The organism is Acidovorax sp. JHL-9, assembly GCF_000426205.1.
In the GTDB taxonomy this organism is placed as follows: domain Bacteria; phylum Pseudomonadota; class Gammaproteobacteria; order Burkholderiales; family Burkholderiaceae_C; genus Acidovorax; species Acidovorax soli.
Window position 1 is genome coordinate 229,464 of sequence record NZ_AUEX01000002.1, and the last position, 22,764, is coordinate 252,227.

22 protein-coding genes are annotated in these 22,764 nt (G+C 65.7%); 11 read left to right on the forward strand and 11 right to left on the reverse strand.

The window, feature by feature from the left end:
* Positions 1-6: 6 nt before the first annotated feature.
* Genes dmpG through K225_RS0102705 form a run of 4 tightly spaced genes read left to right on the forward strand, consistent with a single transcriptional unit; the run spans position 7 to position 3,104 of the window.
* Positions 7-1,047: a 4-hydroxy-2-oxovalerate aldolase gene (dmpG, locus tag K225_RS0102690; protein ID WP_034711606.1), complete on the forward strand. Its 1,041-nt coding sequence runs from the start codon at positions 7-9 to the stop codon at positions 1,045-1,047.
* 11 nt (positions 1,048-1,058) lie between these two features.
* Complete coding sequence (gene dmpH, locus K225_RS0102695; RefSeq protein ID WP_026434973.1) at positions 1,059-1,847, forward strand: 2-oxo-3-hexenedioate decarboxylase; 789 nt, start codon at positions 1,059-1,061, stop codon at positions 1,845-1,847.
* 18 nt (positions 1,848-1,865) lie between these two features.
* Positions 1,866-2,858 (forward strand): tripartite tricarboxylate transporter substrate binding protein, encoded by a 993-nt coding sequence (locus K225_RS0102700; protein WP_026434974.1) that lies wholly within the window; start codon positions 1,866-1,868, stop codon positions 2,856-2,858.
* Positions 2,859-2,912: 54 nt separating this feature from the next.
* A complete protein-coding gene (locus K225_RS0102705) occupies positions 2,913-3,104 on the forward strand; it encodes a 2-hydroxymuconate tautomerase (RefSeq protein WP_026434975.1) in 192 nt (63 codons plus the stop codon).
* Between the two features lie 15 nt (positions 3,105-3,119).
* Here K225_RS0102705 and K225_RS20240 read toward each other — a convergent pair whose 3' ends face one another.
* Both K225_RS20240 and K225_RS0102715 read right to left on the reverse strand, forming a co-directional pair.
* Positions 3,120-4,085, reverse strand: coding sequence for a lysylphosphatidylglycerol synthase transmembrane domain-containing protein (locus K225_RS20240; RefSeq protein ID WP_051248614.1), 966 nt, complete (start codon positions 4,083-4,085; stop codon positions 3,120-3,122).
* Positions 4,082-5,101 carry a glycosyltransferase family 2 protein gene (locus K225_RS0102715; RefSeq protein WP_026434976.1) on the reverse strand — a complete coding sequence of 340 codons (1,020 nt, stop codon included), beginning with the start codon at positions 5,099-5,101 and terminating at the stop codon, positions 4,082-4,084. Before K225_RS0102715 ends, K225_RS20240 begins: the two co-directional genes overlap by 4 nt.
* Before the next feature lie 104 nt (positions 5,102-5,205).
* Here K225_RS0102715 and K225_RS0102720 point away from each other — a divergent pair, with 104 nt between their 5' ends.
* Complete coding sequence (locus K225_RS0102720; RefSeq protein WP_026434977.1) at positions 5,206-6,738, forward strand: glycosyltransferase family 39 protein; 1,533 nt, start codon at positions 5,206-5,208, stop codon at positions 6,736-6,738.
* A gap of 96 nt (positions 6,739-6,834) precedes the next feature.
* Here the strand turns inward: K225_RS0102720 and K225_RS0102725 are convergent, their stop codons facing one another.
* Both K225_RS0102725 and K225_RS0102730 read right to left on the reverse strand, forming a co-directional pair.
* Positions 6,835-8,775: a GspE/PulE family protein gene (locus tag K225_RS0102725; protein ID WP_026434978.1), complete on the reverse strand. Its 1,941-nt coding sequence runs from the start codon at positions 8,773-8,775 to the stop codon at positions 6,835-6,837.
* 36 nt (positions 8,776-8,811) lie between these two features.
* A complete protein-coding gene (locus K225_RS0102730) occupies positions 8,812-9,615 on the reverse strand; it encodes an exodeoxyribonuclease III (protein ID WP_026434979.1) in 804 nt (267 codons plus the stop codon).
* A gap of 9 nt (positions 9,616-9,624) precedes the next feature.
* Between K225_RS0102730 and pyrE the strand changes: the two genes are divergently transcribed.
* Together pyrE and K225_RS0102740 are read left to right on the forward strand one after the other, a co-directional pair.
* Positions 9,625-10,332, forward strand: a complete 708-nt coding sequence (gene pyrE, locus K225_RS0102735) for an orotate phosphoribosyltransferase (RefSeq protein ID WP_026434980.1) — start codon at positions 9,625-9,627, stop codon at positions 10,330-10,332.
* Complete coding sequence (locus K225_RS0102740) at positions 10,323-11,015, forward strand: hypothetical protein (protein ID WP_051248616.1); 693 nt, start codon at positions 10,323-10,325, stop codon at positions 11,013-11,015. The genes pyrE and K225_RS0102740 overlap by 10 nt, the downstream gene beginning before the upstream one ends.
* A 39-nt stretch (positions 11,016-11,054) precedes the next feature.
* On the opposite strand, the gene gatB is transcribed toward K225_RS0102740, so the two are convergent.
* From gatB to gatC, 3 genes are read right to left on the reverse strand one after another with little or no spacing between them, the layout of a single operon-like run.
* Complete coding sequence (gene gatB, locus K225_RS0102745; RefSeq protein ID WP_026434982.1) at positions 11,055-12,503, reverse strand: Asp-tRNA(Asn)/Glu-tRNA(Gln) amidotransferase subunit GatB; 1,449 nt, start codon at positions 12,501-12,503, stop codon at positions 11,055-11,057.
* A 1-nt stretch (position 12,504) separates the two neighbouring features.
* Positions 12,505-13,998 carry an Asp-tRNA(Asn)/Glu-tRNA(Gln) amidotransferase subunit GatA gene (gene gatA, locus K225_RS0102750; RefSeq protein ID WP_026434983.1) on the reverse strand — a complete coding sequence of 498 codons (1,494 nt, stop codon included), beginning with the start codon at positions 13,996-13,998 and terminating at the stop codon, positions 12,505-12,507.
* A gap of 12 nt (positions 13,999-14,010) precedes the next feature.
* On the reverse strand, positions 14,011-14,310 hold the full coding sequence (gene gatC, locus K225_RS0102755) for an Asp-tRNA(Asn)/Glu-tRNA(Gln) amidotransferase subunit GatC (RefSeq protein WP_026434984.1): 300 nt from the start codon (positions 14,308-14,310) through the stop codon (positions 14,011-14,013).
* A gap of 215 nt (positions 14,311-14,525) precedes the next feature.
* Here gatC and K225_RS0102760 point away from each other — a divergent pair, with 215 nt between their 5' ends.
* From K225_RS0102760 to mrdA, 4 genes are all read left to right on the forward strand, one after another.
* Entirely contained in the window at positions 14,526-15,569 is a 1,044-nt protein-coding gene (locus tag K225_RS0102760; RefSeq protein WP_026434985.1) for a rod shape-determining protein, read from the forward strand.
* A gap of 141 nt (positions 15,570-15,710) precedes the next feature.
* On the forward strand, positions 15,711-16,631 hold the full coding sequence (mreC, locus tag K225_RS0102765; protein ID WP_026434986.1) for a rod shape-determining protein MreC: 921 nt from the start codon (positions 15,711-15,713) through the stop codon (positions 16,629-16,631).
* Positions 16,632-16,668: 37 nt separating this feature from the next.
* Positions 16,669-17,187 carry a rod shape-determining protein MreD gene (mreD, locus tag K225_RS0102770; RefSeq protein WP_026434987.1) on the forward strand — a complete coding sequence of 173 codons (519 nt, stop codon included), beginning with the start codon at positions 16,669-16,671 and terminating at the stop codon, positions 17,185-17,187.
* Positions 17,188-17,287: 100 nt separating this feature from the next.
* On the forward strand, positions 17,288-19,228 hold the full coding sequence (mrdA, locus tag K225_RS0102775; protein WP_026434988.1) for a penicillin-binding protein 2: 1,941 nt from the start codon (positions 17,288-17,290) through the stop codon (positions 19,226-19,228).
* Positions 19,229-19,289: 61 nt separating this feature from the next.
* On the opposite strand, the gene K225_RS0102780 is transcribed toward mrdA, so the two are convergent.
* From K225_RS0102780 to K225_RS0102795, 4 genes are all read right to left on the reverse strand, one after another.
* Positions 19,290-20,207, reverse strand: coding sequence for a DMT family transporter (locus K225_RS0102780; RefSeq protein WP_034711652.1), 918 nt, complete (start codon positions 20,205-20,207; stop codon positions 19,290-19,292).
* A 142-nt stretch (positions 20,208-20,349) separates the two neighbouring features.
* Positions 20,350-21,093 (reverse strand): amino acid ABC transporter ATP-binding protein, encoded by a 744-nt coding sequence (locus tag K225_RS0102785; protein WP_026434990.1) that lies wholly within the window; start codon positions 21,091-21,093, stop codon positions 20,350-20,352.
* A complete protein-coding gene (locus K225_RS0102790) occupies positions 21,090-21,872 on the reverse strand; it encodes an amino acid ABC transporter permease (protein ID WP_026434991.1) in 783 nt (260 codons plus the stop codon). The genes K225_RS0102785 and K225_RS0102790 overlap by 4 nt, the downstream gene beginning before the upstream one ends.
* A gap of 28 nt (positions 21,873-21,900) precedes the next feature.
* A complete protein-coding gene (locus tag K225_RS0102795; RefSeq protein ID WP_026434992.1) occupies positions 21,901-22,662 on the reverse strand; it encodes an ABC transporter substrate-binding protein in 762 nt (253 codons plus the stop codon).
* Positions 22,663-22,764 lie beyond the last annotated feature (102 nt).

The window sequence follows — 22,764 nt, forward strand, 5'->3', positions numbered from 1 at the left end:
CCGCACATGACCAACACCCTTCAAGGCAAGAAAGTCCGCCTGCACGACATGACGCTGCGCGACGGCATGCACCCCAAGCGCCACCTGATGACGCTCGCGCAGATGAAGACCATCGCCTGCGGCCTGGACGCCGCGGGCATGGCCCTGATCGAGGTCACCCATGGCGACGGCCTGGGCGGCAGCTCGGTCAACTACGGCTTTCCCGCGCACACCGACGAGGAATACCTGGGCACCGTGGTGCCCCTGATGAAGCAGGCCAAGGTCTCGGCGCTGCTGATTCCCGGCATTGGCACCGTGGACCACCTGAAGATGGCGCATGAACTGGGCGTCAGCACCATCCGCGTGGCCACGCACTGCACCGAGGCCGACGTGAGCGAGCAGCACATCACCCTGGCGCGCAAGATGGGCATGGACACCGTGGGCTTTCTGATGATGAGCCACATGAACAGCGCCGAAGGCCTGGTCACGCAGGCCAGGCTGATGGAAGGCTACGGCGCCAACTGCATCTACATCACCGACTCGGCCGGCCACATGCTGCCGCACGACGTGAAGGAAAAGCTCGGCGCCGTGCGCCAGGCCCTCAAGCCTGAGACCGAGCTGGGCTTTCACGGCCACCACAACCTCGCCATGGGCGTGGCCAACAGCCTGGCCGCCATCGAGGTGGGCTGCAGCCGCATCGATGCCGCCGCCGCCGGCCTGGGCGCCGGTGCCGGCAACACGCCCATGGAAGTGCTGGTGGCGGTGTGCGACCTGATGGGCATCGAGACCGGCGTGGACGTGTTCAAGATCCAGGATGTGGCCGAAGACCTGGTGGTGCCCATCATGGACTTCCCCATCCGCATCGACCGCGACGCGCTCACGCTGGGCTATGCCGGCGTGTACGGCTCCTTCCTGCTGTTCGCCAAGCGCGCCAGCCAGAAGTACGGCGTGCCGGCGCGCGAAATCCTCGTCGAGATGGGCCGCCGCGGCATGGTCGGCGGCCAGGAAGACATGATCGAAGACACCGCGCTCACCCTCGCCAAGGCGCGCGGCCTGCAGACAGCTTGAAGGACAAGAACATGGCATTGAACGCATCCACCCTCGACCAGCTGGCCGACCACCTGGAAAACTGCCAGCTGAAGGCCCAGGACACCCTCAAGATCACCGAGTCCCATCCCGACATGGATTGGGATGACGCCTACGCCATCCAGGACCGCATCCTGGCGCGCAAGCTGGCGCGCGGCGCCCGCGTGGTCGGCTACAAGGCGGGGCTGACCTCGCACGCCAAGATGAAGCAGATGGGCGTGACCGATCCGGTCTTCGGCTTCCTGGTGGACGAGTTCGTCGTCCCTGAAGGCGCGGAGATCCAGGTCGGCGACCTGATCCACCCCAAGGTCGAACCCGAGATCTGCTTCATCACCCGCACCGAACTCAAGGGCCCTGGCTGCCACATCGGCGCCGTGCTGGCCGCCAGCGACGTGGTGCTGCCCGGCATCGAAGTCATCGACAGCCGCTACCGCGACTTCAAGTTCGACCTCAAGAGCGTGGTGGCCGACAACACCTCGGCCGCGCGCTTCGTGGTCGGCGGGCGCATTGCCGCGGCCCGCGACGTGGACCTGCGCACGCTGGGCGTGGTGCTCGAAAAGAACGGCCAGCCCGTGGCCGTGGGCGCTGGCGCCGCGGTGCTGGGGCACCCGGCGGCCGCCGTGGCCATGCTGGTCAACCACCTGGGCCGGCGCGGCCAGTCGCTGCCGGCCGGCAGCCTGGTGCTGTCGGGCGGCATCACCGAGGCCGTGGCGGTGCAGGCAGGCGACAACGTCACGCTGCGCATCCAGAACCTGGGCAGCGTGTCGGTTCGTTTTGTTTAACAGAAGAGGGAAGAAACAATGCAACGGAGACATTTCATCGCCACCGGCATGGGCACCGCCCTGTCGGCATCCCTGGCCGCGTTCCCTCTGGCCAGCTGGGCGCAGGACACCTGGCCCGCCAAGCCGATCAAGCTGGTCGTGCCATTCCCGCCGGGGGGGCCGACCGACATCATGGGCCGCACGGCGGCCAAGGCGATGGGCGACAAGCTGGGCCAGCAGCTGGTGGTGGAGAACAAGGCCGGCGCCGGCGGCAACATCGGCACCGACGCCGTGGCCAAGGCGGCGGGCGATGGCTACACCATCGGCCTGTCGGCCATCAGCAGCCTGGCCATTGCGCCCACGCTCTATCCCAAGCTGTCGTTTTCCGTGGAAAAAGACCTGGCGCCGGTGTCGCTGGTGGGGTTCACGCCCTGCGCCATCGTGGCGCACCCGAGCGCGCCGTTCGATGACCTCAAGGGACTGGTCGCCTATGCCAAGGCCAACCCCGGCAAGCTCAGCTACGGCACCTCGGGCATCGGTACCAGCACCCACCTGGCGGCCGAGCTGCTGCAATCCGCCACTGGCATTGCACTCACCCACATCCCCTACAAGGGCACCAGCCAGATCGCCCAGGACCTGCTGGCCGGCACGATTCCCCTGAGCTTCGAGAGCTCGCTGACCACCACCCTGCCCAACGTGAAGTCGGGCAAGCTCAAGGTGATAGCCGTGACCTCGGCCCAGCGCTCGCGCGCCTTGCCCAACGTGCCCACGGTGGCCGAGCAGGGCGTTGCCGGCTTCGATGTGGTGACCTGGTTCGGGCTGATTGCGCCGGCGGCCACGCCGCGCGACATCGTCAACAAGCTGGCCGATGCCTGGAAAACCGGCGCAGCCACCGCACCCGCCCTGGCGGCCTTCGAGAACATCGGCGCCGACATCAAGGTCAACACGCCGCAGCAGTTTGCCGAGTTCATCCGTGCTGAAAACACGCGCTGGGGCAGCCTGATCCAGAAACTGGGCATCAAGCTCGACTGATCGCCCACCGGCAATGCGCCCAGCCCATGCTTTGAGACTTCCAAGGACATCCCCATGCCATTTGCCCAGATTTACATGATCGAAGGCCGCACCGAAGAGCAGAAGAAGGCCGTCATCGAGAAGGTGACCCAGGCCCTCGTGGATGCCGTGGGTGCGCCGCCGGCCAACGTGCGCGTGTGGATCCACGATGTTCCCAAGGAGAACTGGGGCATTGCCGGCGTCAGCGCCAAGGCGCTGGGGCGCTGAGGCGGCGGCAGTACCTCAGTTTCCGTGGCCGTCTTGCGCCGGTTCGATCACTGCAGCCGTTTGGCCGCGCGACGGCAGACCGAACGCCAGCGCTCCCAGCGCACCTTGCACTAGGCCATAAACGCCGTACAGCATCGCGGCGCCCACGGCGGCAGGGACTGCCACCCCAAACGGCGCCAGCGCGGCGACCGCCGCCGCCTCGCGGGTGCCCCAGCCGCCCACGCTGACGGGGAGCGCCGCCATCAGGAACACGGGGGCGATGGCCCAGGCCCATGCCGTGGGTGGCAGCTGTATGCCGAGCGCCAGCCCACCCGCCGCCAGTGCTACCGCCGACAGCACCTGGACGGCTCCCGAAGCCAATGCCTGCCTGCCGAGCTGGCGCTGAAAATCCGGTCGCAGTGCCGCGGTTCGCAACGGTGCCAGCCAGCTCCAGTTGGCGCCATGCCGCAGCAGTGCCGGCAGGCACCAGGGCAGCACCAGCCAGAGCGCCGTGCCGCACAGTGCCACGCCCCGCAGCAGTGCGGGTGCAAGCCCCAGTGCCGCGCCCAGCGTGTCGGCGCTGGCGGCTGCGCCCAGCCCGCCAATGGCGCACAGCATCCACAGCCCGCTCACGCGATCGAGCACCACCGACCAGCTGGAGGCCACGGCGTCCTGCCCGGTGCGGCGCAGCACCACGGCGCGGTACAGATCGCCTCCCACCACCGCACCCGGCAGCAGCGCATTGAGGCCGATGGCCTGGAAGTACCATCGAATGGCGTCGCGCACGCCCATGTCCGCCCCCAGCCAGCGCGCCAGCGCCCGCCAGCGCAGCGCTGACACGAGGTTGGAGGCGATTGCGGCGGCGAGCCCTGCCAGCAGCCAGCCCGGATGGGCCTGCCCCAGGCTGGCCAGCACCCGGCGCGGGTCGGCCAGCGCCAGCACCGCGCCCAGCAGCGCCAGTCCCAGAAGGGCGCGCAGCAGGATTTTGCGGGACGATTTCAAGCGACTATTTTGGTAGCTGCTGGCGCTGGCGGTACGGGCGCTGCAGCCGTATCTGCCTGGTACTCTTCGGCGTGGAACTGTGGCTTGTTGCCGGCCTCGTGGTAGATGCGCATCAGCATCTCACCGATCAGCCCGGCGACAACCAGCTGCGCGCCCACCAGCACCAGCACCATGCCGGCCAGCAGCAGCGGCCGGCCGCCGATGGCATGGCCCATGAGCTTTTCCACCAGCAGCCACAGCAGGATCAGCGAACCCGGTGCGATCAGCCACAGGCCCAGCCCGCCAAACGCGTGCAGCGGGCGCTGGCGGTAGCGCATGAAGAACACGATCAGGATCAGGTCCAGAATGACGCGGAAGGTGCGGTCGATGCCGTACTTCGACACGCCGCGGGTGCGCGCATGGTGGCGCACCGGTACTTCGGTGATGCGCGCACCGGCTTCCTTGGCCAGCGACGGGATGAAGCGGTGCAGTTCCCCGTACAGGCGAATGCGGTCGATGATCGGGCGGCGGTAGGCCTTGAGCGCGCAGCCGTAGTCGTGCAGGTACACGCCGGTGGAGCGCGAGATCAGCCAGTTGGCGATGCGCGAGGGCAGCTTGCGCGAGAGCTCGGCGTCTTGCCGGTCCTTGCGCCAGCCGGACACCATGTCCACGCGGTGGTCGGTCTCCAGCCGTTGCAGCAGCAGCGGAATGTCGTCGGGCTCGTTTTGCAGGTCGGCGTCCAGCGTGACCACATAGCGGCCGCGCACGCGGTCAAAGCCGGCCTGCAGCGCGCTGGACTGGCCATAGTTGCGCGCCAGAAAAACGGGCCGCAGCCAGGCGCGCGTGGCGGCCAGCTCACGCAGTTTGTCCACGCTGCCGTCCGTGGAGCCATCGTCCACCGTCAACAGTTCGAACGTCAGCGCTTGCTGCGCCATGGCCTGGGCGATGCGCTCCACCAGGTCGGTCAGGTTATCGAACTCGTTGTAGATCGGTACCACGATGGAAACATCGGGTGTCGCGGTGCGGGCGGTATTCATGGACAACTGTAGCGGGGGAGGGATAATGCCGCGATTGTGCCCTGCAGTGCCGCCACCCGCGCCGGCAGCCGGTCTTGGCGGCGCAACGTCCAGCCCCCGAGAACATGAACGTTTCTGCAGTGCCCCGCACCCCGTTGTCTTTCCGATCCCTGATGGCGCATCCACTGGCCTGGCTGCTGGCGATTGCACTGGCGCATGTCGTGGTGCGGGTGGCGGTGTCGCCCGCATTGAAATGGGACGAGGCCGAGCAGATGCTGTGGTCGCGGGAGCTCGCTCTGGGCTATGGCGCCCAGCCGCCGCTCTATACCTGGCTGCAATGGCTGACCAACCAGGTGTTCGGCCCGTCCGTGCTGGCGCTGTCGCTGCTCAAGCACATGCTGCTGGCGCTGACCTACGCGCTGATGTGGCTGGCCGGGCGCGAATTGCTCGGTCAGCGCGGTGCGTGGTGGGCTTCGGCCAGCATGCTGCTGTTTCCCTCCCTGGGCTGGGATTCTGTCCGCGACCAGACGCACTCCATCCTGGTGACCGCCATGGCCTGCGGCGCCTGGTGGCTGCTGCTGCGCATCGTCAAGCGGCCCCGGCCGGTGGACTTTGCCTTGCTGGGGCTGGTGTGCGGGGTGGGCCTGCTGGCCAAGTACAGCTTTGCGCTGGTCATTGCCCTCATGCTGGTGGCGGCGCTTTCAGTGCCGCAGGCCCGACGGGCATTGTTTGCGCGCGGCTGGTGGTGGGTGCTGATCATGGGGGGACTGGTGGTCTTGCCGCATGCGATCTGGCTGGCCTCGCACCTGCAGGAGGCCACGGCGGGCACCCTGGCCAAGATGGAAATCCAGCCCGAGCGGGCTTTGGGTAGGGGGCTGCTTGACTTGCTGGGCGCCATTGTGGGCATGCTGGCGCTGTGGGCGCTGGTCGCGCTGGCGGTGTTTCGCTCGGCCTGGTGGCGCCGGCCGCTGACGCCCGTCGCACCCTGGGCGCAGCAGATCTTTGTGCGCTATGTCCTTTTGGCCCTGCTGGTCCTGCTGGGCATGGTGCTGGCGGCGGGCGTGACCCATTTTGAGGGGCGCTGGGTGCTGCCGCTGTTGTGCATGGTACCGCTGGCGGTTTTCGCAGCGCGGCCGGAGCTGCAGCACCACCCGCGTGCTGGCCGCTACAGCGCTGCCGTCGTCTTCATCGCGCTCTTCTTTCTGTTGGCTGCGGGGCTGCGTCCCTGGGTCACCGGCCTGCGCGGCCACCCGGACGAACTCAACCATCCAGTGGTGGAACTGGGCAACGCGCTGCGGCAGGCGGGCTACGACGGTGTCAGCCCCATCATCGCTGCCGATCACATGTTGGCGGGCGCGCTGCTCACCCGGTTCCCCCGGGCCCCTGTGAATGTCTGCACGTCGAGCCAGGGCGTCTCCACCTGTGTCGCCAGCCACCTGGCGCGCGCGCGAACGGCAGGCCAGGGCTGGTTGCTGATTTCGCGCGAAGACCGTCTGGAACCCGGCTGGTGGGCCGGCGCGAGCGCGGGCAGGCCGGCGCTGGCCATGCAGTCGGTCCGCCTGCCGTTCCACAAGGTGCGGCCGGGCGTGCCGCCAGCGCATTACCAGTTTGTCTGGCAACCTGCCGGAAATGCCGGGGCCAGCACCGGAGAACCGTAGCGCCGACCCGGCTCGGAGGCGAGGTGGATGCTCTTGCTCATATCGCCTGCGGCGCTTGCTGCATAAGCGCGGGCCGCCCATTGGGCATTGATCCTGTCACAGGTTGGTGGCCGCCACCACTTCGGCCATGTCGGTCAGGCCCTGCAGCACCTTTTCGATGCCGTCCTGGCGCAGGGTGAGCATGCCGGCCGCCAGGGCTGCATGGCGGATATCGGAGGCGGGTGCGCGATGGCGGATGTGCTGGCGGATGGGGTCGTCGCTGAGCATCAGCTCATGGATGCCCAGCCGGCCGTGGTAGCCGTGGTGCTCGCACTCCTTGCAGCCTACCGCGCGCCACAGGCGCACGGATCCCGAGGCATCGCCATGCTGCTGGCGCCAACGCGCCACCTGGGTGCTGTGTGCCTCCTGGGTATTGCCGGTGCCGCTGGCAAGGTATTGCGAGGCCAGGCCCAGCAGGGTGTCCTCGTCGGCTACATGGGGCTCGCGGCAGGCAGTACACAGTCGCCGCACCAGGCGCTGCGCGAGGATGGCCAGCAGCGAGTCGGAGAAGTTGAAGGGGTCCAGGCCGATCTCCAGCAAGCGCGCAATGCTTTCGGGGGCCGAGTTGGTGTGCAGCGTGGACAACACCAGGTGCCCCGTGAGCGAGGCCTCGATGGCGATGCGCGCGGTTTCCTCGTCGCGCATTTCGCCGATCATGATGACGTCGGGGTCGGCGCGCAGGAAGGTGCGCATGGCGGCCGCAAAGGTCCAGCCGATGCGGGGATTCACCTGCACCTGGCGCAGGCCGCTCTGGGTGATTTCGATCGGGTCCTCGGCCGTCCAGATCTTGCGCCCGGCGGTGTTGATGTCGCGCACCACCGAATGCAGCGTGGTGGTCTTGCCGCAGCCCGTGGGGCCGCACACCAGCACCAGGCCGTAGCTTTTCTTCATCACGCCGCGCATGGCCACCAGGTTGGAGGGGCTCAGGCCGATGGCTTCCAGCGGCAGGGGCTTGGCGCCGGCCAGCAGGCGCAGCACCACGTCTTCGAGCCCGCGCGAGGTGGGCACGGTGACCACGCGCAGCTCGACCGGCGGGCCGCCAAAGCGCGAGAAGTCGATCTTCCCGTCCTGCGGCTTGCGGTGCTCGGAGATGTCCATGTTGGCCATGATCTTGATGCGGGCCACCATGGCAAACCGAAAGCGTGCCGGGAGTTCGAGGTAGGGCGTCAGATCGCCGTCGATGCGCAGGCGCACGCGCACGTTCAGCGGGGCGGGTTCGGTTTCGATGTGGATGTCGGAGGCGCGGTGGATGATGGCCTCGTCAATCACCGAATTGATCAGGCGTACCAGGGTGTTGTCCGACTCGCTGATCACGTCGGCCGCCTCGGCCTCGCTGTCGGGGGCCGTGGAAGTGAGGTTGACGGCCAGTTCCTGGGACGTGGCGCGAGAGGCAACGGCAGGGCTGTTGTGCGCACCCGCCCCGGCGGGCGAACCCCGCTGGGTCCGCGGCTGCACGCTGTAGGCCTTGGCGATGGCGGGCACCAGGGTGCCTGGCGCTGCCTGCAGCGGAATCAGGCGCCGCTGGGTCAGAAAGCGCAGCTCGTCGAGCAGTATGCGGTCGCAAGGGTCGGCCATCAGCAGCACCAGCGCGTCCCCGCGGGCCAGCAAGGGCAGCACCGATTCGCGCTCGGCCACCGCGCGGGGCACCAGCGCCAGCGATATGGCATCCGGCGTCAGGTGGGCGGGGTTGACCATGTATTCGCCCAGCCAGCTGTCAATCACGTGCTTCAACTGGTCTTGTGTCACGTCGCCGCGGTCCACCAGGATCTGGCCCACCTGGCGTCGGATGCCTATTTCCTGTTCGGCTTTCTGGGTCTGCAGGCCTTCCAGCAACGTCTGCTCGCTGATGATGCCGGCCTGCAAAAGGGCTTCACCCAGGTGGCGCGCCTTTCCCACCACCGGATGGGGGGTGGTGACCAGTTTCCACAAAGCATCCGTATCCGGAGGGGTAAAGCACGGGGTTGGCGTGGTGACAATCGTTTCGGGCGTTGTTGTCATGGGGTGGTCTGCCGAGAGAGGGGGCGAGGGCGGCCGTCAGAGCGTGAAGTCGTAATCCACGGTGATGGGCGCATGGTCCGAGAATTTTTCGGTCTTGTAGATGTGCTCGGTGCGTGCGAGGGCCGCCAGTGCGGGAGTGGCCAGGTGGTAATCCAGGCGCCACCCCACGTTGTTGGCATAGGCCTGCCCCCGGTTGCTCCACCAGGTATAGGCGGTGTCGGTGGCCGTGGGTTGTAATTGGCGGTAAACGTCCACCAGGCCTCCGCCGGCATCAGTTGTGTGCAACAGTTTTGTCATCCAGGCGCGTTCTTCGGGCAGGAAGCCGCTGTTTTTCTGGTTGCTGCGCCAGTTTTTCAGATCGATCGGCTGGTGGGCAATGTTGATGTCTCCGCACAGGATGAATTCGCGCTGACCCTTGGCGGCCATCAGATGCGGATGGAACTCTTCCAGGAAGCGGAACTTGGCCTGCTGGCGATCTTCGCCCGACGAGCCGCTGGGAAAATACGCGCTGATGATGGACAGCTTGCGCGCGGGTGTGTCAAAGCGCAGTTCGATGTAGCGGCCCTCGGCGTCGAACTCGGGCGAGCCATAGCCGGCCACGACATCGCTGGGCTCATGGCGGGTGTAGATGCCGACGCCCGAGTAGCCCTTTTTCTGGGCAAAGTGGAAATGGCCGTTCATCCCGGCAAGCTGTTCGAAACGCGTGGCGATATCGGCGGCCTGGGCCTTCACTTCCTGCACGCAAATACAATCCGGCCGCATGCTTGCGATCCAGGGTTCCACGCCCTTGCTGGTGGCGGAACGGATGCCGTTGAGATTGAGGCTGGTTAACTTGAACAAGGAATTTCCATGGTGAATGTTGGCGCGCCAACCCCTGAGCAGGGTCGTCTGGCGCAGGATTTTGTCCGTTTTGCCGTTGAGGCAGGGGTGCTGCGGTTCGGGGAGTTCAAGACCAAGGCGGGGCGCCTGAGTCCCTACTTCTTCAACGCCGGCCTGTTCGACGATGGGGACAAGCTGGGCCGCCTTGCTGAATTCTATGCAAAAGCCCTGCTGGCCAGCGGGATCGAGTTCGACATGGTGTTCGGTCCAGCCTACAAGGGCATTCCCCTGGCTGCGACCGTGGCCGTGGAACTGGCGCGGCGGGGGCGCAACGTGCCCTTCGCCTACAACCGCAAGGAAGCCAAGGACCATGGGGAAGGCGGTACCCTGGTGGGTGCCCCCCTCCAGGGGCGGGTGCTGATCATTGACGACGTGATGTCGGCAGGCACCGCCGCACGCGAGTCCATCGCCATCATCCGCGCCGCTGGCGCTGTGCCGCATGCGGTCGCCATTGCACTGGATCGCCAGGAAAAAGCCACCGAGAATGGCCAGGACGTAGCGCACAGCGCCGTGCAGTATGTGCGCCACCAGCTGGGCATGCAGGTGTGCGCCATTGCAACCCTGGCAGACTTATTGCTCTATCTTTCCGAAACAGGGGGGGGGGAAATGAGCGCGCACCACGCGCGGGTGCTGGCCTATCGCCAGCGGTATGGAGTCAACCAAGGGTCATGCAGTTGAGCAAATGGGCGTGGATCATGGGAGTCGGTGTGATGGCCAGCATGGCTGCGCAGTGCGCGTGGGCGCAGCAGACCAATGCCGGCAGCATCTACACCTGTGTCGATCGCCAGGGGCGCCGCCTGACGGCGGACCGCCCCATCGCCGAATGCATGGACCGCGAGCAGCGTGAACTGGGCCCCACGGGCACCGTGCGGCGCCAGATTGGTCCTTCCCTCACCGAGCAGGAGCGGGCCGCCCTGGAAGTGCAGCGCCGCAAGGAGGCTGAGGAGCGCGCCCGCCAGCAGGAAGAGCGCCGCCGCGAGCGGGTTCTCACTGCCCGCTACCCGGACAAGGCGGCCCACGATAAGGAGCGTGCCTCGGCCATTCAGCTGCTGGAGGACGTCACCACCGTCGCCGAGAAGCGCGTGCTGGAACTGCAGCAGCAGCGCAAGGCCCTGGAAACCGAAATGGAGTTCTACCAGCGGGATCCCGCCAAGGCCCCCATGGCGCTGCGCCGCAAGATGGCCGAAAACGATGCAGGCATGGCGGAGCAACGGCGCTTCGTGCTCAACCAGGAGCTGGAAAAACGCCGCATCCACCAGCGCTACGACGCAGAGCTGGCGCAGCTGCGCAGGCTGTGGGCTGCGCAAATGGCGCCTGCCGCCGCAGCCTCCGACGTGTTGCTGCCTGCCGCCACGCGCTGAAGGCGGCGCCGGCAGGCCAGTGCGCCGTGCCCCGCAAAATCAGGCTGCGAGCCGTGCGCGCAGCAACTCGTTGACCTGCGTCGGATTGGCCTTGCCCTTGCTGGCCTTCATGATCTGACCCACCAGCGCATTGAAGGCCTTGTCCTTGCCTGCGCGGAACTGCGCCACGTTGTCGGCGTTGGCAGCGATCACCTCGTCGATGATCTTCTCCAGTGCGCCGCTGTCATTCATCTGCTTGAGGCCCTTGGATTCGATGACGGCGTCCACGTCGGCCGATTCACCGTTCCACAGCGCATCAAACACCTGCCTGGCCGCGTTGTTGGAAATCGTTCCGTCAGCGATGCGCGCGATCAGTGCAGCCAGTTGCGCAGAAGACACCGGTGCCTGCTCGATGCCGATCTCGCCCGCGTTCAGGCGGCGCGACATCTCGCCCATGATCCAGTTGCTGGCCAGCTTCGGCTGCCCGCAGGCCGTGGCCACCGCTTCGAAGTAGGCGGCCATGGCCTTGCTTTGCGTGAGCGTGGTGGCGTCGTATTCGGGCAGGCCATGGTCCGCCACGAAGCGCGCCGCCATGGCGCGGGGCAACTCGGCCATGAGCGCACGCTGTTCCTGCGCCCATTGCGCTGAAATGTGGAGCGGCGGCAGGTCTGGGTCAGGAAAGTAGCGGTAGTCCGCTGCGTCTTCCTTGGTGCGCATGGCGCGCGTCTCGCCGGTGTCGGGGTCGAACAGCACGGTGGCCTGCTGGATCGCGTGGCCGTCCTCGATCTGCTCGATCTGCCAGCGGATTTCGTAGTCGATGGCCTGCTGCATGAACTTGAACGAGTTCAGGTTCTTGATCTCGCGGCGCGTGCCTAAAGCGGCGCCGGGCTTGCGCACGGACACGTTGGCGTCGCAGCGGAAGCTGCCTTCCTGCATGTTGCCATCGCAGATGCCGATCCAGGTGACGATCTTGTGCAGTTCCTTGGCATAGGCCACGGCCTCTTCGGACGAGCGCATGTCGGGCTCGGTCACGATCTCCAGCAGCGGCGTGCCGGCGCGGTTGAGGTCGATGCCCGACTGGCCGATGAAGTCCTCATGCAGTGATTTGCCCGCGTCTTCTTCCAGGTGGGCGCGCACCAGGCGCACGGTCTTCTTCTCGTCGCCGAGAAAGAACGCGACCTCGCCGCCTTGCACCACCGGGATCTCGAACTGGCTGATCTGGTAGCCCTTGGGCAGGTCGGGGTAGAAGTAGTTCTTGCGCGCAAAAATGCTCACGGGCGCAATGTGGGAGCCCAGGGCCAGTCCCAGTTTGATAGCGCAGGCCACCGCTTCACGGTTCATCACCGGCAGCGTGCCGGGCAGGGCCAGGTCCACCGCGCAGGCCTGGGTGTTGGGCTCGGCGCCAAAGGCGGTGGGGGCGCGGCTGAAGATCTTGCTCTGCGTGGCGAGCTGGGTGTGGGTCTCGAAGCCGATGACGACTTCATAGCCGTGGATCAATTTGCTGGTCATATCACAGACCTCCGGGTTGGCGGAGGTGGAAGTCAGTGGCTTGCTGCAGGCGGTGTGCAGCGTTCAGAAGGCGTGCTTCCTGGAAGTAGTTGCCGATGAGTTGCAGGCCCACGGGCATGCCCCCCTCGCCAAACCCTGCGGGCACGCTCATGCCGGGCAGGCCGGCCAGCGATGCGGGCAGGGTGAAGATGTCGGCCAGGTAGTCGGCCAGCGGGTCGTTGCCATGTTCACCGAGTTTCCAGGCCACGGTGGGCGCCACGGGGCCGGCGATCAGGTCGCAGCTCTGGAACGCGCTCTGGAAGTCGTCGGCGATCATGCGGCGGATCTTCTGCGCCTGCAGGTAGTAGGCGTCGTAGTAACCGTGCGAGAGCACATAGGTGCCGATCATGATGCGGCGCTTGACCTCGTCGCCAAAGCCTTCCGCGCGGGTCTTCTTGTACATGTCGACCAGATCGGTGTAGTCCTTGGCACGATGGCCGAACTTCACGCCGTCAAAGCGGGAGAGGTTGGACGAGGCTTCGGCCGGGGCAATGATGTAGTAGACCGGAATCGACAGCTCGGTGCGGGGCAGGCTGATGGGTACGAGCTTGGCGCCCAGCTTTTCGTACTCCTTCAGGGCGGCATCGACGGCAGCGCGCACGTCGGGTGCAAGGCCTTCGCCAAAGAACTCGGCGGGGATGCCGATGCGCAGGCCCTCGATGCTGTCGTTGAGCTTGGCGCTGAAGTTCTCGGCGGGCACGTCCAGGCTGGTGGAGTCGCGGTCCGGGTCCGGGCCGCACATGGCCGACAGCAGCAGGGCGCAGTCTTCGGCCGAGCGGGCCATGGGGCCGGCCTGGTCCAGGCTGGAAGCGAAGGCGATCATGCCGTAGCGGCTGGCGCGGCCGTAAGTGGGCTTGATGCCGGTGATGCCGCAGAACGACGCGGGCTGGCGGATGGAGCCGCCGGTGTCGGTGCCCGTGACGGCAGGCGCCAGGCGCGCGGCCACGGCCACGGCGCTGCCGCCCGAGGAGCCGCCGGGAATGCGATGGCTGTCCCAAGGGTTGCGCACCGGCGCGGGGGTGTCGAAGCCCACGGGGGCGACGGCGGAGTTTTCGTTGGCCGAGCCCATGGCGAACTCGTCGCAGTTGAGCTTGCCCAGGGTCACGGCGCCCGCGTCGGCCAGCTTGGTGACCACGGTGGCGTCAAAGGGCGATTGGTAGCCCGCCAGCATTCTCGATCCGGCGGTGCTGGGGAAGCTGCGGGTGACGAAGATGTCCTTGTGCGCAATCGGCACGCCTTCCAGGGTGCCTGCCGTGCCCGCGGCAATGCGGGCGTCAGCGGCCTGGGCTTGTGCCAGGGTGGCGCCTTCGTTCAGGGCCACAAATGCGCCCAGGTTCTGGTGCGCCTTGGCGCGGGCCAGGAAATGCTGGGCGGCTTCGACGGCGGAAACGCGGCGCTCGCGCAGTTCGGTGGCCAACTGGGCCACGCCCAGGTCATGCAATGCGGTGGAAGTCATGCGGCGGGGCTCTTACTCGATCACTTTGGGCACGAGGAACAGGCCTCGTTCGACAGCGGGGGCGCTTTGCTGGTTGGCTTCGCGCTGGTTGGGCTCGCTGGCCACGTCTTCGCGCAGCCGCAGGGTCACGTCCTGGATGGCCGCGACGGGATGTGCCAGGGGGGTGAGCCCCGAGGTGTCCACCGCCCGCATCTTCTCCACGATGCCAAAGAAGCCATTCAGTTGAGTCAGCATGCGCTCACTCTCAGAAGGGGTCAATTCGAGCCGCGCCAGATTGGCGATGCGAGCGATGTCCTGGGGTGTTAGTGCCATAACGGGAACAAGGAGGGAAACCAGATGTAAAGCTGTGATGTCGGTCAAACCGGACGAAGTTATTCACAGGGGATGGGGTATTATCCCGGCTTTGCCGCAATACCCCCTGCCTGACGGTCATTGTGCGGAAAAAGCAAAATCTGCCCCCCAACCACTCCCTGACACACCCCGCGACGGCAAGCCGAAGTGCATGCCGTGCCTGAGAGGATTTTTGAATGTTCGGAGCTTTTCGTCGGTATTTCTCCACCGACCTTGCCATTGACCTTGGCACTGCCAATACCCTCATCTTTGCACGCGACAAAGGCATTGTGCTGGATGAGCCTTCTGTCGTCGCCATTCGCCACGAAGGTGGGCCCCATGGCAAGAAAGTGATTCAGGCTGTCGGCCGTGAGGCCAAGGCCATGCTGGGCAAAGTGCCCGGCAATATCGAGGCCATCCGGCCCATGAAGGACGGCGTGATCGCCGACTTCGTGATCACCGAGCAGATGATCAAGCAGTTCATCAAGATGGTGCACCCGCGCACGCTGTTTACACCCAGCCCGCGCATCATCATCTGCGTGCCCTGTGGCTCCACCCAGGTCGAGCGCCGCGCCATCAAGGACGCGGCCGAGGCCGCCGGCGCCACCGCTGTCTATCTGATCGAAGAACCCATGGCCGCCGGTATCGGCGCGGGCCTGCCCGTGTCGGAAGCATCGGGCTCGATGGTCGTGGACATCGGCGGCGGCACCACCGAGGTGGGTGTGATCTCGCTGGGCGGCATGGTCTACAAGGGCAGTGTGCGCGTGGGCGGCGACAAGTTCGACGAAGCCATCATCAACTACATCCGCCGCAACTACGGCATGTTGATCGGCGAGCCCACGGCCGAAGCCATCAAGAAGAACATCGGCTCGGCCTTTCCGGGCTCCGAAGTGCGCGAGATGGAGGTCAAAGGCCGGAACCTCAGCGAAGGCGTGCCGCGCAGCTTCACCATCTCCAGCAACGAAGTGCTGGAAGCGCTGACCGACCCGCTCAACCAGATCGTCTCGGCCGTCAAGAACGCGCTGGAACAGACCCCGCCCGAGCTGGGTGCCGACATTGCCGACCGCGGCATGATGCTCACCGGCGGCGGCGCGCTGTTGCGTGACCTCGATCGCCTGCTGGCCGAGGAAACCGGCCTGCCCGTGCTGGTGGCCGAAGACCCGCTGACCTGCGTGGTGCGGGGCTGCGGCATTGCGCTGGAGCGCATGGACCGCCTGGGCAGCATTTTTACCAGCGAGTAAAGCGGGGCAGCCTGTGCCTGCACGGGTCGCACCCTGTTTTCCATTGCATGACTGACTGCGTTCGCCTCCATGCCTTGTGGACACGCATTCGCGGCCCGGTGGCCGTGCTCGTGCCATCCCGCCTGACTACGATCATGTGCCATGTCGCTCGGAACCCTTGAGCGCAGTGCGCCGCCGTTTTTCAAGCAAGGGCCATCGTCCCTTTCCAAGCTGGCCCTCTACAGCGCATTGGCGCTGTTTTTGATGGTGGCGGATGCGCGCTTTCACCTCACGGGCGCATTGCGCCAGGCGGTGGCCACCGTCATTTACCCGGTGCAATGGCTGATGCTGCAGCCGGTCGAGTTCATTGCGCAGGGCCGTGGCTATTTCCAGTCCCTGAAAACGGCCCAGGAAGACGCCGATGCGGCCCGCAAGCAAATGGTCCTGATGTCGCAGCGCGCGCTCCAGTCGGATCAGTTGATGCAGGAAAACTTGCATCTGCGGCAATTGCTGGACCTTCGGACCCGGCTGGAAACCCCTGCCCAGGCGGCACAGGTGCTCTACGACACGGCAGATCCCTACACCCGGCGGGTGGTGGTGGACCAGGGCCGGACGGCAGGCGTGGAGCTGGGTGCTCCGGTGCTCGACGAGAAGGGCGTGTTGGGCCAGGTCACGCGGGTGCATCCGTTCGTGAGCGAGGTCACATTGCTGATCGACCGTGATCAGGCCATCGCGGTGTTGAATATACGCACCGGTACCCGCGGCGTTGCCTACGGGGACCCGGTGGCGGGCCATGCCGGTGGCATGGAGTTGCGCTTCATGCCGGCGAACGCCGACGTCCTTGAGGGGGATCTGCTCACGACCAGCGGGGTCGATGGGGTGTATCCACCGGGGCTACCCGTCGCCAAGGTGGTGCGCGTGGAACGGCGGGCCGATTCGGCATTCGCCCGCATTTATTGCGCCCCCATCGCCGGGGTGCAGGGGGCCCGCCATGTGATGCTGCTCAAGCCGGTGGCAGAACCCATGCCGGAGCAGCACGAACCCGTTGCGGTGCCTCCCGGCAAGAAGGGAGCTCGCAAGTGATGTGCTGCAGGAATGTCCCGTCACCGGGGCGCGCGCCATGATCATGCCGCGCGGGCAGCCCTTGCTGCTGCCAGTCAACCCGGCCTTCATTGCCGCCAGCCTGGTGGCGGGCCTGGCGATCAATTTTGTGCCGCTCGGGCGCGTGGTCTGGACGCCCGATATCCTGATGCTGCTGCTGGCGTTCTGGGTGGTGCACCAGTCCCAGCGCATCGGCATGGGCGTGGCGTTCCTGCTGGGCCTGTGCATGGATGTGCACCAGTCATCCTGGCTGGGGCAGCATGCCCTGGCCTATACCGTGATGGCGTTTGGCGCCATGGCGATGCATCGCCGGCTGCTGTGGTTCAGTGTGCCGTCCCAGGCGCTGCAGGTATTGCCGCTGTTTGTGCTGGCCCACGCGGTGGAGCTGTTGCTGCGCATGGTGGGCGGAGGCGTCTTTCCAGGCTTCTGGGGGCTGCTCGCGCCCGTGCTGGAGGCGTTGCTCTGGCTCCCGGCCAGCTGGGTGCTGCTGGCACCGCAGCGCCGTCCACCGGATCGCGATGAGAACCGGCCGCTGTGAGGTTTTTCTTGCGCATGACGAAATATGTCCATTCACCCGCTGAAGCGTTGCCTGCCGCTTGGCGCGAGCGCCGTTCGCAGGCGCCGCAGGGATGGCGGACATGACGGAGCTGCGCAATGTCGAGGCCGACGCATCGCGGTTTCGTACACGGGTCGTGGTGATCGGTGCTGTGGTTTTTCTGGCGTTCTGCCTGATCGTGGCCCGTCTGCTCTTTCTGCAGGTGGTGCGACACGAAGACCTTGCGGCGCAGGCAGAGAGCAACCGCACCGCGATCGTTCCGATTGTTCCCAACCGGGGCCTGATCCTGGATCGCAACGGTGTGGTGCTGGCGACCAACTATGCGGCCTATACCCTCGAAATAACGCCCTCCCGGGTGGGGTCGCTGGACGACACCATTGATGGATTGTCGAAGGTGGTGGAGATTCAAGCCCGGGATCGCCGCCGCTTCAAGCGTTTGATGGAGGAATCGCGCAATTTTGAATCGCTGCCCATCCGCACCCGCCTGACGGACGAGGAAGTCGCACGCTTTGCGGCGCAACGCTACCGGTTTCCCGGAGTGGACATCAAGGCGCGGCTTTTTCGCAACTATCCCCTGGGCGAAGTGGCAAGCCATGCGATTGGCTACATCGGGCGCATCAACCAGGCGGAGAAAGCCCGGATACAGGATTCTGAGGAAGAGGCCAACTACCGTGGCACCGAGTACATCGGCAAGCTGGGCATCGAGCAGAGTTACGAAACGGCATTGCATGGCGCCACGGGTGTGGAGCAGATGGAGACTTCCGCGGGCGGCCGTGCCGTGCGCAAGCTGTCGAGCCGTGCGGCCACGCCTGGCGACAGCGTGATGCTGTCGATCGACGTCAAGCTGCAAAAACTGGTGGAAGAGTTGTATGGGGCCCGCCGCGGCGCGCTGGTGGCCATCGACCCGCGCAACGGCGAGATCCTGGCGCTGGTAAGCAAGCCCACGTTCGATCCCAACCTGTTCGTGGAAGGTATCGATGTCGAAAACTGGACCGCGCTCAATGAATCCATCGACAAGCCGCTGCTCAACCGCGCCCTGCGAGGGCTGTACCCGCCGGGTTCGACCTACAAGCCCTTCATGGCACTGGCGGCGCTGGAACTGAACAAGCGTTCGGCCAGCATGATCATGAACGACCCGGGCTTCTACACGTTCGGTGGCCGCACCTTCCGCAGCCACGAAGGGGGGCTGGGCGCGCTGGACATGCACCGCGCCATCCAGTTCTCCAGCAACACCTACTTCTATTCACTGGCCGTGGAGATGGGCGTGGACACCATCCACGACTTCATGAAACCCCTGAGCTTCGGCCAGTCCACCGGCATCGACCTCAATGGCGAAGTGCGCGGCACCCTGCCCAGCACCGAGTGGAAGCGCAACGCCTACAAGCGCCCCGAGATGAAGCGCTGGTTCCCGGGCGAAACTGTCTCGCTGGGCATTGGCCAGGGCTACAACAACTTCACCATGCTGCAGCTGGCGCAGGCGCAAGCCACCATGGTCAACGGCGGAACCCGCTACCGCCCGCATATGGCCAAGGCCGTGAAGAATGCAGTCACGGGGGCGGTGACGGAGATCGCGCAGCCACCGGGCGAAAACCTGGGCTACCAGTCCAGGAACGTGGACATCGTGCGCAACGCGATGGTGGCCGTGAACACGGGGGGGACTGGAACGCGCGTGTTTGCGGGGGCTCCCTACACCTCGGGCGGTAAAACCGGAACGGCCCAGGCGGTCAGCCTGGGGCAGAACGTGCGCTACAACGCCAAGGCGCTGGAGGAGCACCAGCGTGACCATTCCCTGTTCACGGCGTTCGCGCCCGCCAAAGATCCGAGGATTGCGCTGGCACTGATCGTTGAAAACGCCGGATTTGGCGCAGCGCACGCTGCCCCCATTGCACGCCGGGTGTTCGACTACTGGCTGCTGGGGGAGTACCCGAGCGAGGCAGACATCGCCGCCGTGCAGAAGGGGCAGGCCTCGGCGCCTATCGGCAAGCCGCGTGCCGTGGCCGATGTCCCGTTGTTAGCCCCTTAGCGTCATCTAAAACAATAGCTGTTAACGCTTTCTGCAGAAGAGGTGCAGCCTGATTCGCTGATTAATCGGGCGCAACCGGTTGCACGCCACCGGAGGGTGCCGCGGTCCGCCGGGGTGGCCCCATCTGGCTGAAAACCAGAGCCACCACAATCAGGGCCGCACCGCCCAGTCCGGACCACCCCAGCCGCTCACCCAGCAGCACCCAGGCGGTCAGTGCGGCGAAAACCGGCTCCAGTCCGAACACGATGGCACTGCGCATGGCATCCACGCGCTGCTGGCCCCAGGCCTGCAGCGTCACCACCACCACGCTGGCCACAAAGCCCAGGTACACGAGCGCCAGCCAGCTCGCTGTCTGCAGCTGGCCCAGCGATGGCAGCCCGTCCATGCCGCCATCGCGGACCAGCAGCAGCGCGGTGGCGCAGGCGCACATCACGGTCGCCTGTGCCGCGGCCATGCGTGTGGCACGCAACGGGTGCGCCACGGTGCGGCGCGCGCACTCTTCCAGCACCAGGATATAGACCGCGTAGAACACCGTGCTCGCCAGCGTGAGCGAGTCCCCCGGATTCCAGGGGTCGTTCTCATGGAACATCAAGACCATGCCTGCGAACGCCATGGCGCATGCGGCCCAAAGGCGCCAGCCATAGCGTCGGCCGAGAGCCACCATGGCGATCAGGGGCACCACCAGCACGTTGAGCCCGGTGACGAAGGCATTGCGATTGCTGGTGGTGCGCGCCAGGCCTTCGATCTGCAGCCAGAAGGCCAGGAACAGCAACAGCCCCAGCGCGCAACCCCACAGGCGCTCCTTGGGCCGCATGCCCACCCACAGCGGTGCCAGCACCAGCAGCGCCAGGGCAAAACGCAACCAGATGATCTGCAGGGCATCGAGGTGCTCCGACAGCAGCTTCATGGCGGGGAAGGTGGTTCCCCACACGGTGGTGACCACCAGCAGGGCCAATAGTCCAAATCGTTCAGAGCGCATAAAAAGGAAACGGGTGCTCAGCGCATGCGCCTGCTGCACCGCGGCACTGGGGGTTCAAGGGGGAGGCCGGTCAGAGGCTCGCGCGGCAGCCACCGGACGGGGCCGGGTGCTTGGCGGTCGGCCGCGACGGGGCGTCGGCGATTCAGGTGCCCATCCGGCCGATGAAGGCGCGGATGCGGTCGTTTCCCGGATTGTTGAAGAACTCCGTGGGGGGGGCATCGTGCGCAATGCGCCCCTTGTCGAAGAACAGCACACGGTCCGCCACCTCGCGTGCAAAGCCCATTTCGTGGGTCACCACGATCATGGTCATGCCGCCGCGCGCCAGTTCGCGCATGACGTCGAGCACTTCCTGCACCATCTCGGGGTCCAGCGCCGAGGTGGGCTCGTCAAAGAGCATGACCTTCGGTGCCATGGCCAATGCGCGGGCGATGGCCACGCGCTGCTGCTGCCCGCCGGACAGCTGCCATGGGTACTTCTGTGCATGGTCCTGCATGCCAACGCGGCGCAACAGGGCCATCGCCTGCTCATTGGCCTGGGCCCTTGCAAGATGGCGCAGGCGCCGTGGGGCCAGTGCCACGTTGTCGAGCGCGTTCATGTGGCCAAACAGGTTGAACTGCTGAAACACCATGCCCACTTCGCAACGCTGCTGCTGCAAGGTGCGGGGATCGTCCGTGACGGGCACGCCACCGATGCGGATGGTGCCGCTGTCGTGGGGCTCCAGCCGGTTGATGGCGCGCAGCAAAGTGCTTTTGCCCGAGCCGGAGGCGCCGATGATGACCGTCACCTCGCCGGTGCTGAAATGCGTGGATACATCCTTGAGCACCTGGTTCGTGCCAAAGGACTTGCAGACGTTTTCTGCCACGATGTAGGGCGTAGTGGCGCTCATTGGATGCGCCCTTCCACATCAAAGCGGTGCTCGATGGCGTTGGACAGCTGGGTCACCAGCGTGGTCAGCAGCAGGTAGGTCAGGGCCACGGTGGTCAAGGTGGCAATGGGCTGGAACGTCGCTGACTGGATGCGGTTGCCCACATTGGTCAGTTCCACCACGCCGATCGCGTACGCCAGCGAGGAGTCCTTGAGCAGCGCCACGAAGTTGCTCACCAGGGGCGGCAGCGAGATCTTGAAGGCCTGCGGAAACACCACATCGAAAAATACATGGCCACGCCCGAGGCCCAGTGCGCGTGCAGCTTCCGTCTGGCCCCGGGGCACGGCCAGCAGACCCGCACGGATCGCTTCGGCGTTGTAGGCGCCCACGTTCAGCCCCAGCGCCACCACGGCGGCGGCAAAGTCGGGCAGATTCAGCCCCGGCACCAGCACCGGCAGCGCGAAGTAGACAAACAGGATCTGCACCAGCAGCGGCGTTCCGCGGATGGCCCAGATGTAAAAACCCGCCAGCCAGCGCAAACCGATCCAGCGGGCCGTCCGTGCCAGTGCCGCAGCCGTGCCCAGCACCAGACCCACGGCGCCGCTGACCAGCGTCAGCCACAGCGTGGTGCGCGCACCGTCGGAAAACGCCTGCGCGTTGGAGCCGATGGGTTCGGGGAAAAGGGAAAGGATCTGGCCGAGCAGGGCCAGCATGAACACCATGAGGACCAGCGCCGCAACCAGCGTGGCGTTGCTACGCTGCGGGCGGCTCCAGTGGCGCGGCCAAAGGGCTATGAGCATGGATCAGAGAGGGCCGAAGCCCCCGTTTTCAGTTGCAGCGTACGTCTTCGTTGAAGTACTTTTTCGACAGGGCGGCGTAGCTGCCATCGGCCATGGTTTCGGCCAGTGCCTTGGACCAGGCATCCGCCAGGGGCTGGTTGCCCTTGGCAACTGCCGAGGCGATGCGCTCGATGAATACCATTTCACCCAGTTGCAGGCCTGCCTTGGGGTTCTTGGCCACCACTTCCTTGGCCACGAAACGGTCGGTCACCCAGGCGTCCACCCGGCGCGAGGTGAGTGCGCTGCGCGCATCCACATCGGTGGGGAAGTTCTTCATTTCCTTGATGGTCGTGACCTTCTGGACATTTTCCAGGTAGCTGGTGCCGGTCTGCACGGCGACAATCTTGCCCCCCAGATCCTTGGCGCTGCGGATCGCGGGGTCCATGGCGATCACCATGCCGCCAGAGCAGTAGTGCGGCGCGGTGAAGGTGACGGCCTTGGCGCGCTCTTCGGTCACGCCATGCGATGCGATCACCAGATCCCAGCGGTCCTGCTTCAGGCCGGTCAGCAGGGCGTCAAAACCGATGGTTTTCCATTCGATCTTCAGGCCCATCTTCTTGGCTGCGAGTTCTGCCACCTCCACCTCAAAGCCCGTCAGCGTGGTGCCCTTGAAGTAATTGAAGGGTGCAAACTGCCCTTCGGTGGCCACAATGATCTTGCCACCTTTCTTGATCTCATCGAGGGAGCGGGCCTGTACGGAAATGACAGCGCACAGTGCCAGGGTGGAGGCGATGAACTTGAAAAGCTTCATGGTGAATCCTGTCGGGGTGGTACAGATACAAAAAATCCGGCTTGCGGGTCACGCAACCGGAGCCTGGAAAATGATAGCGCCCAAAGGTAATGGGCGTCATAA

Coding starts and splice junctions, on each gene's coding strand:
- K225_RS0102720 (WP_026434977.1), top strand. CDS start 5,206: ATGAACGTTTCTGCAGTGCCCCGCACCCCGTTGTCTTTCCGATCCCTG.
- K225_RS0102790 (WP_026434991.1), bottom strand. CDS start 21,872: ATGCTCATAGCCCTTTGGCCGCGCCACTGGAGCCGCCCGCAGCGTAGC.
- K225_RS0102705 (WP_026434975.1), top strand. CDS start 2,913: ATGCCATTTGCCCAGATTTACATGATCGAAGGCCGCACCGAAGAGCAG.
- pyrE (WP_026434980.1), top strand. CDS start 9,625: ATGGTGAATGTTGGCGCGCCAACCCCTGAGCAGGGTCGTCTGGCGCAG.
- K225_RS0102740 (WP_051248616.1), top strand. CDS start 10,323: ATGCAGTTGAGCAAATGGGCGTGGATCATGGGAGTCGGTGTGATGGCC.
- K225_RS0102795 (WP_026434992.1), bottom strand. CDS start 22,662: ATGAAGCTTTTCAAGTTCATCGCCTCCACCCTGGCACTGTGCGCTGTC.
- K225_RS0102780 (WP_034711652.1), bottom strand. CDS start 20,207: ATGCGCTCTGAACGATTTGGACTATTGGCCCTGCTGGTGGTCACCACC.
- dmpH (WP_026434973.1), top strand. CDS start 1,059: ATGGCATTGAACGCATCCACCCTCGACCAGCTGGCCGACCACCTGGAA.
- mrdA (WP_026434988.1), top strand. CDS start 17,288: ATGACGGAGCTGCGCAATGTCGAGGCCGACGCATCGCGGTTTCGTACA.
- mreC (WP_026434986.1), top strand. CDS start 15,711: ATGTCGCTCGGAACCCTTGAGCGCAGTGCGCCGCCGTTTTTCAAGCAA.
- mreD (WP_026434987.1), top strand. CDS start 16,669: ATGATCATGCCGCGCGGGCAGCCCTTGCTGCTGCCAGTCAACCCGGCC.
- K225_RS0102700 (WP_026434974.1), top strand. CDS start 1,866: ATGCAACGGAGACATTTCATCGCCACCGGCATGGGCACCGCCCTGTCG.
- K225_RS0102760 (WP_026434985.1), top strand. CDS start 14,526: ATGTTCGGAGCTTTTCGTCGGTATTTCTCCACCGACCTTGCCATTGAC.
- gatA (WP_026434983.1), bottom strand. CDS start 13,998: ATGACTTCCACCGCATTGCATGACCTGGGCGTGGCCCAGTTGGCCACC.
- K225_RS0102725 (WP_026434978.1), bottom strand. CDS start 8,775: ATGACAACAACGCCCGAAACGATTGTCACCACGCCAACCCCGTGCTTT.
- gatC (WP_026434984.1), bottom strand. CDS start 14,310: ATGGCACTAACACCCCAGGACATCGCTCGCATCGCCAATCTGGCGCGG.
- gatB (WP_026434982.1), bottom strand. CDS start 12,503: ATGACCAGCAAATTGATCCACGGCTATGAAGTCGTCATCGGCTTCGAG.
- dmpG (WP_034711606.1), top strand. CDS start 7: ATGACCAACACCCTTCAAGGCAAGAAAGTCCGCCTGCACGACATGACG.
- K225_RS0102715 (WP_026434976.1), bottom strand. CDS start 5,101: ATGAATACCGCCCGCACCGCGACACCCGATGTTTCCATCGTGGTACCG.
- K225_RS0102785 (WP_026434990.1), bottom strand. CDS start 21,093: ATGAGCGCCACTACGCCCTACATCGTGGCAGAAAACGTCTGCAAGTCC.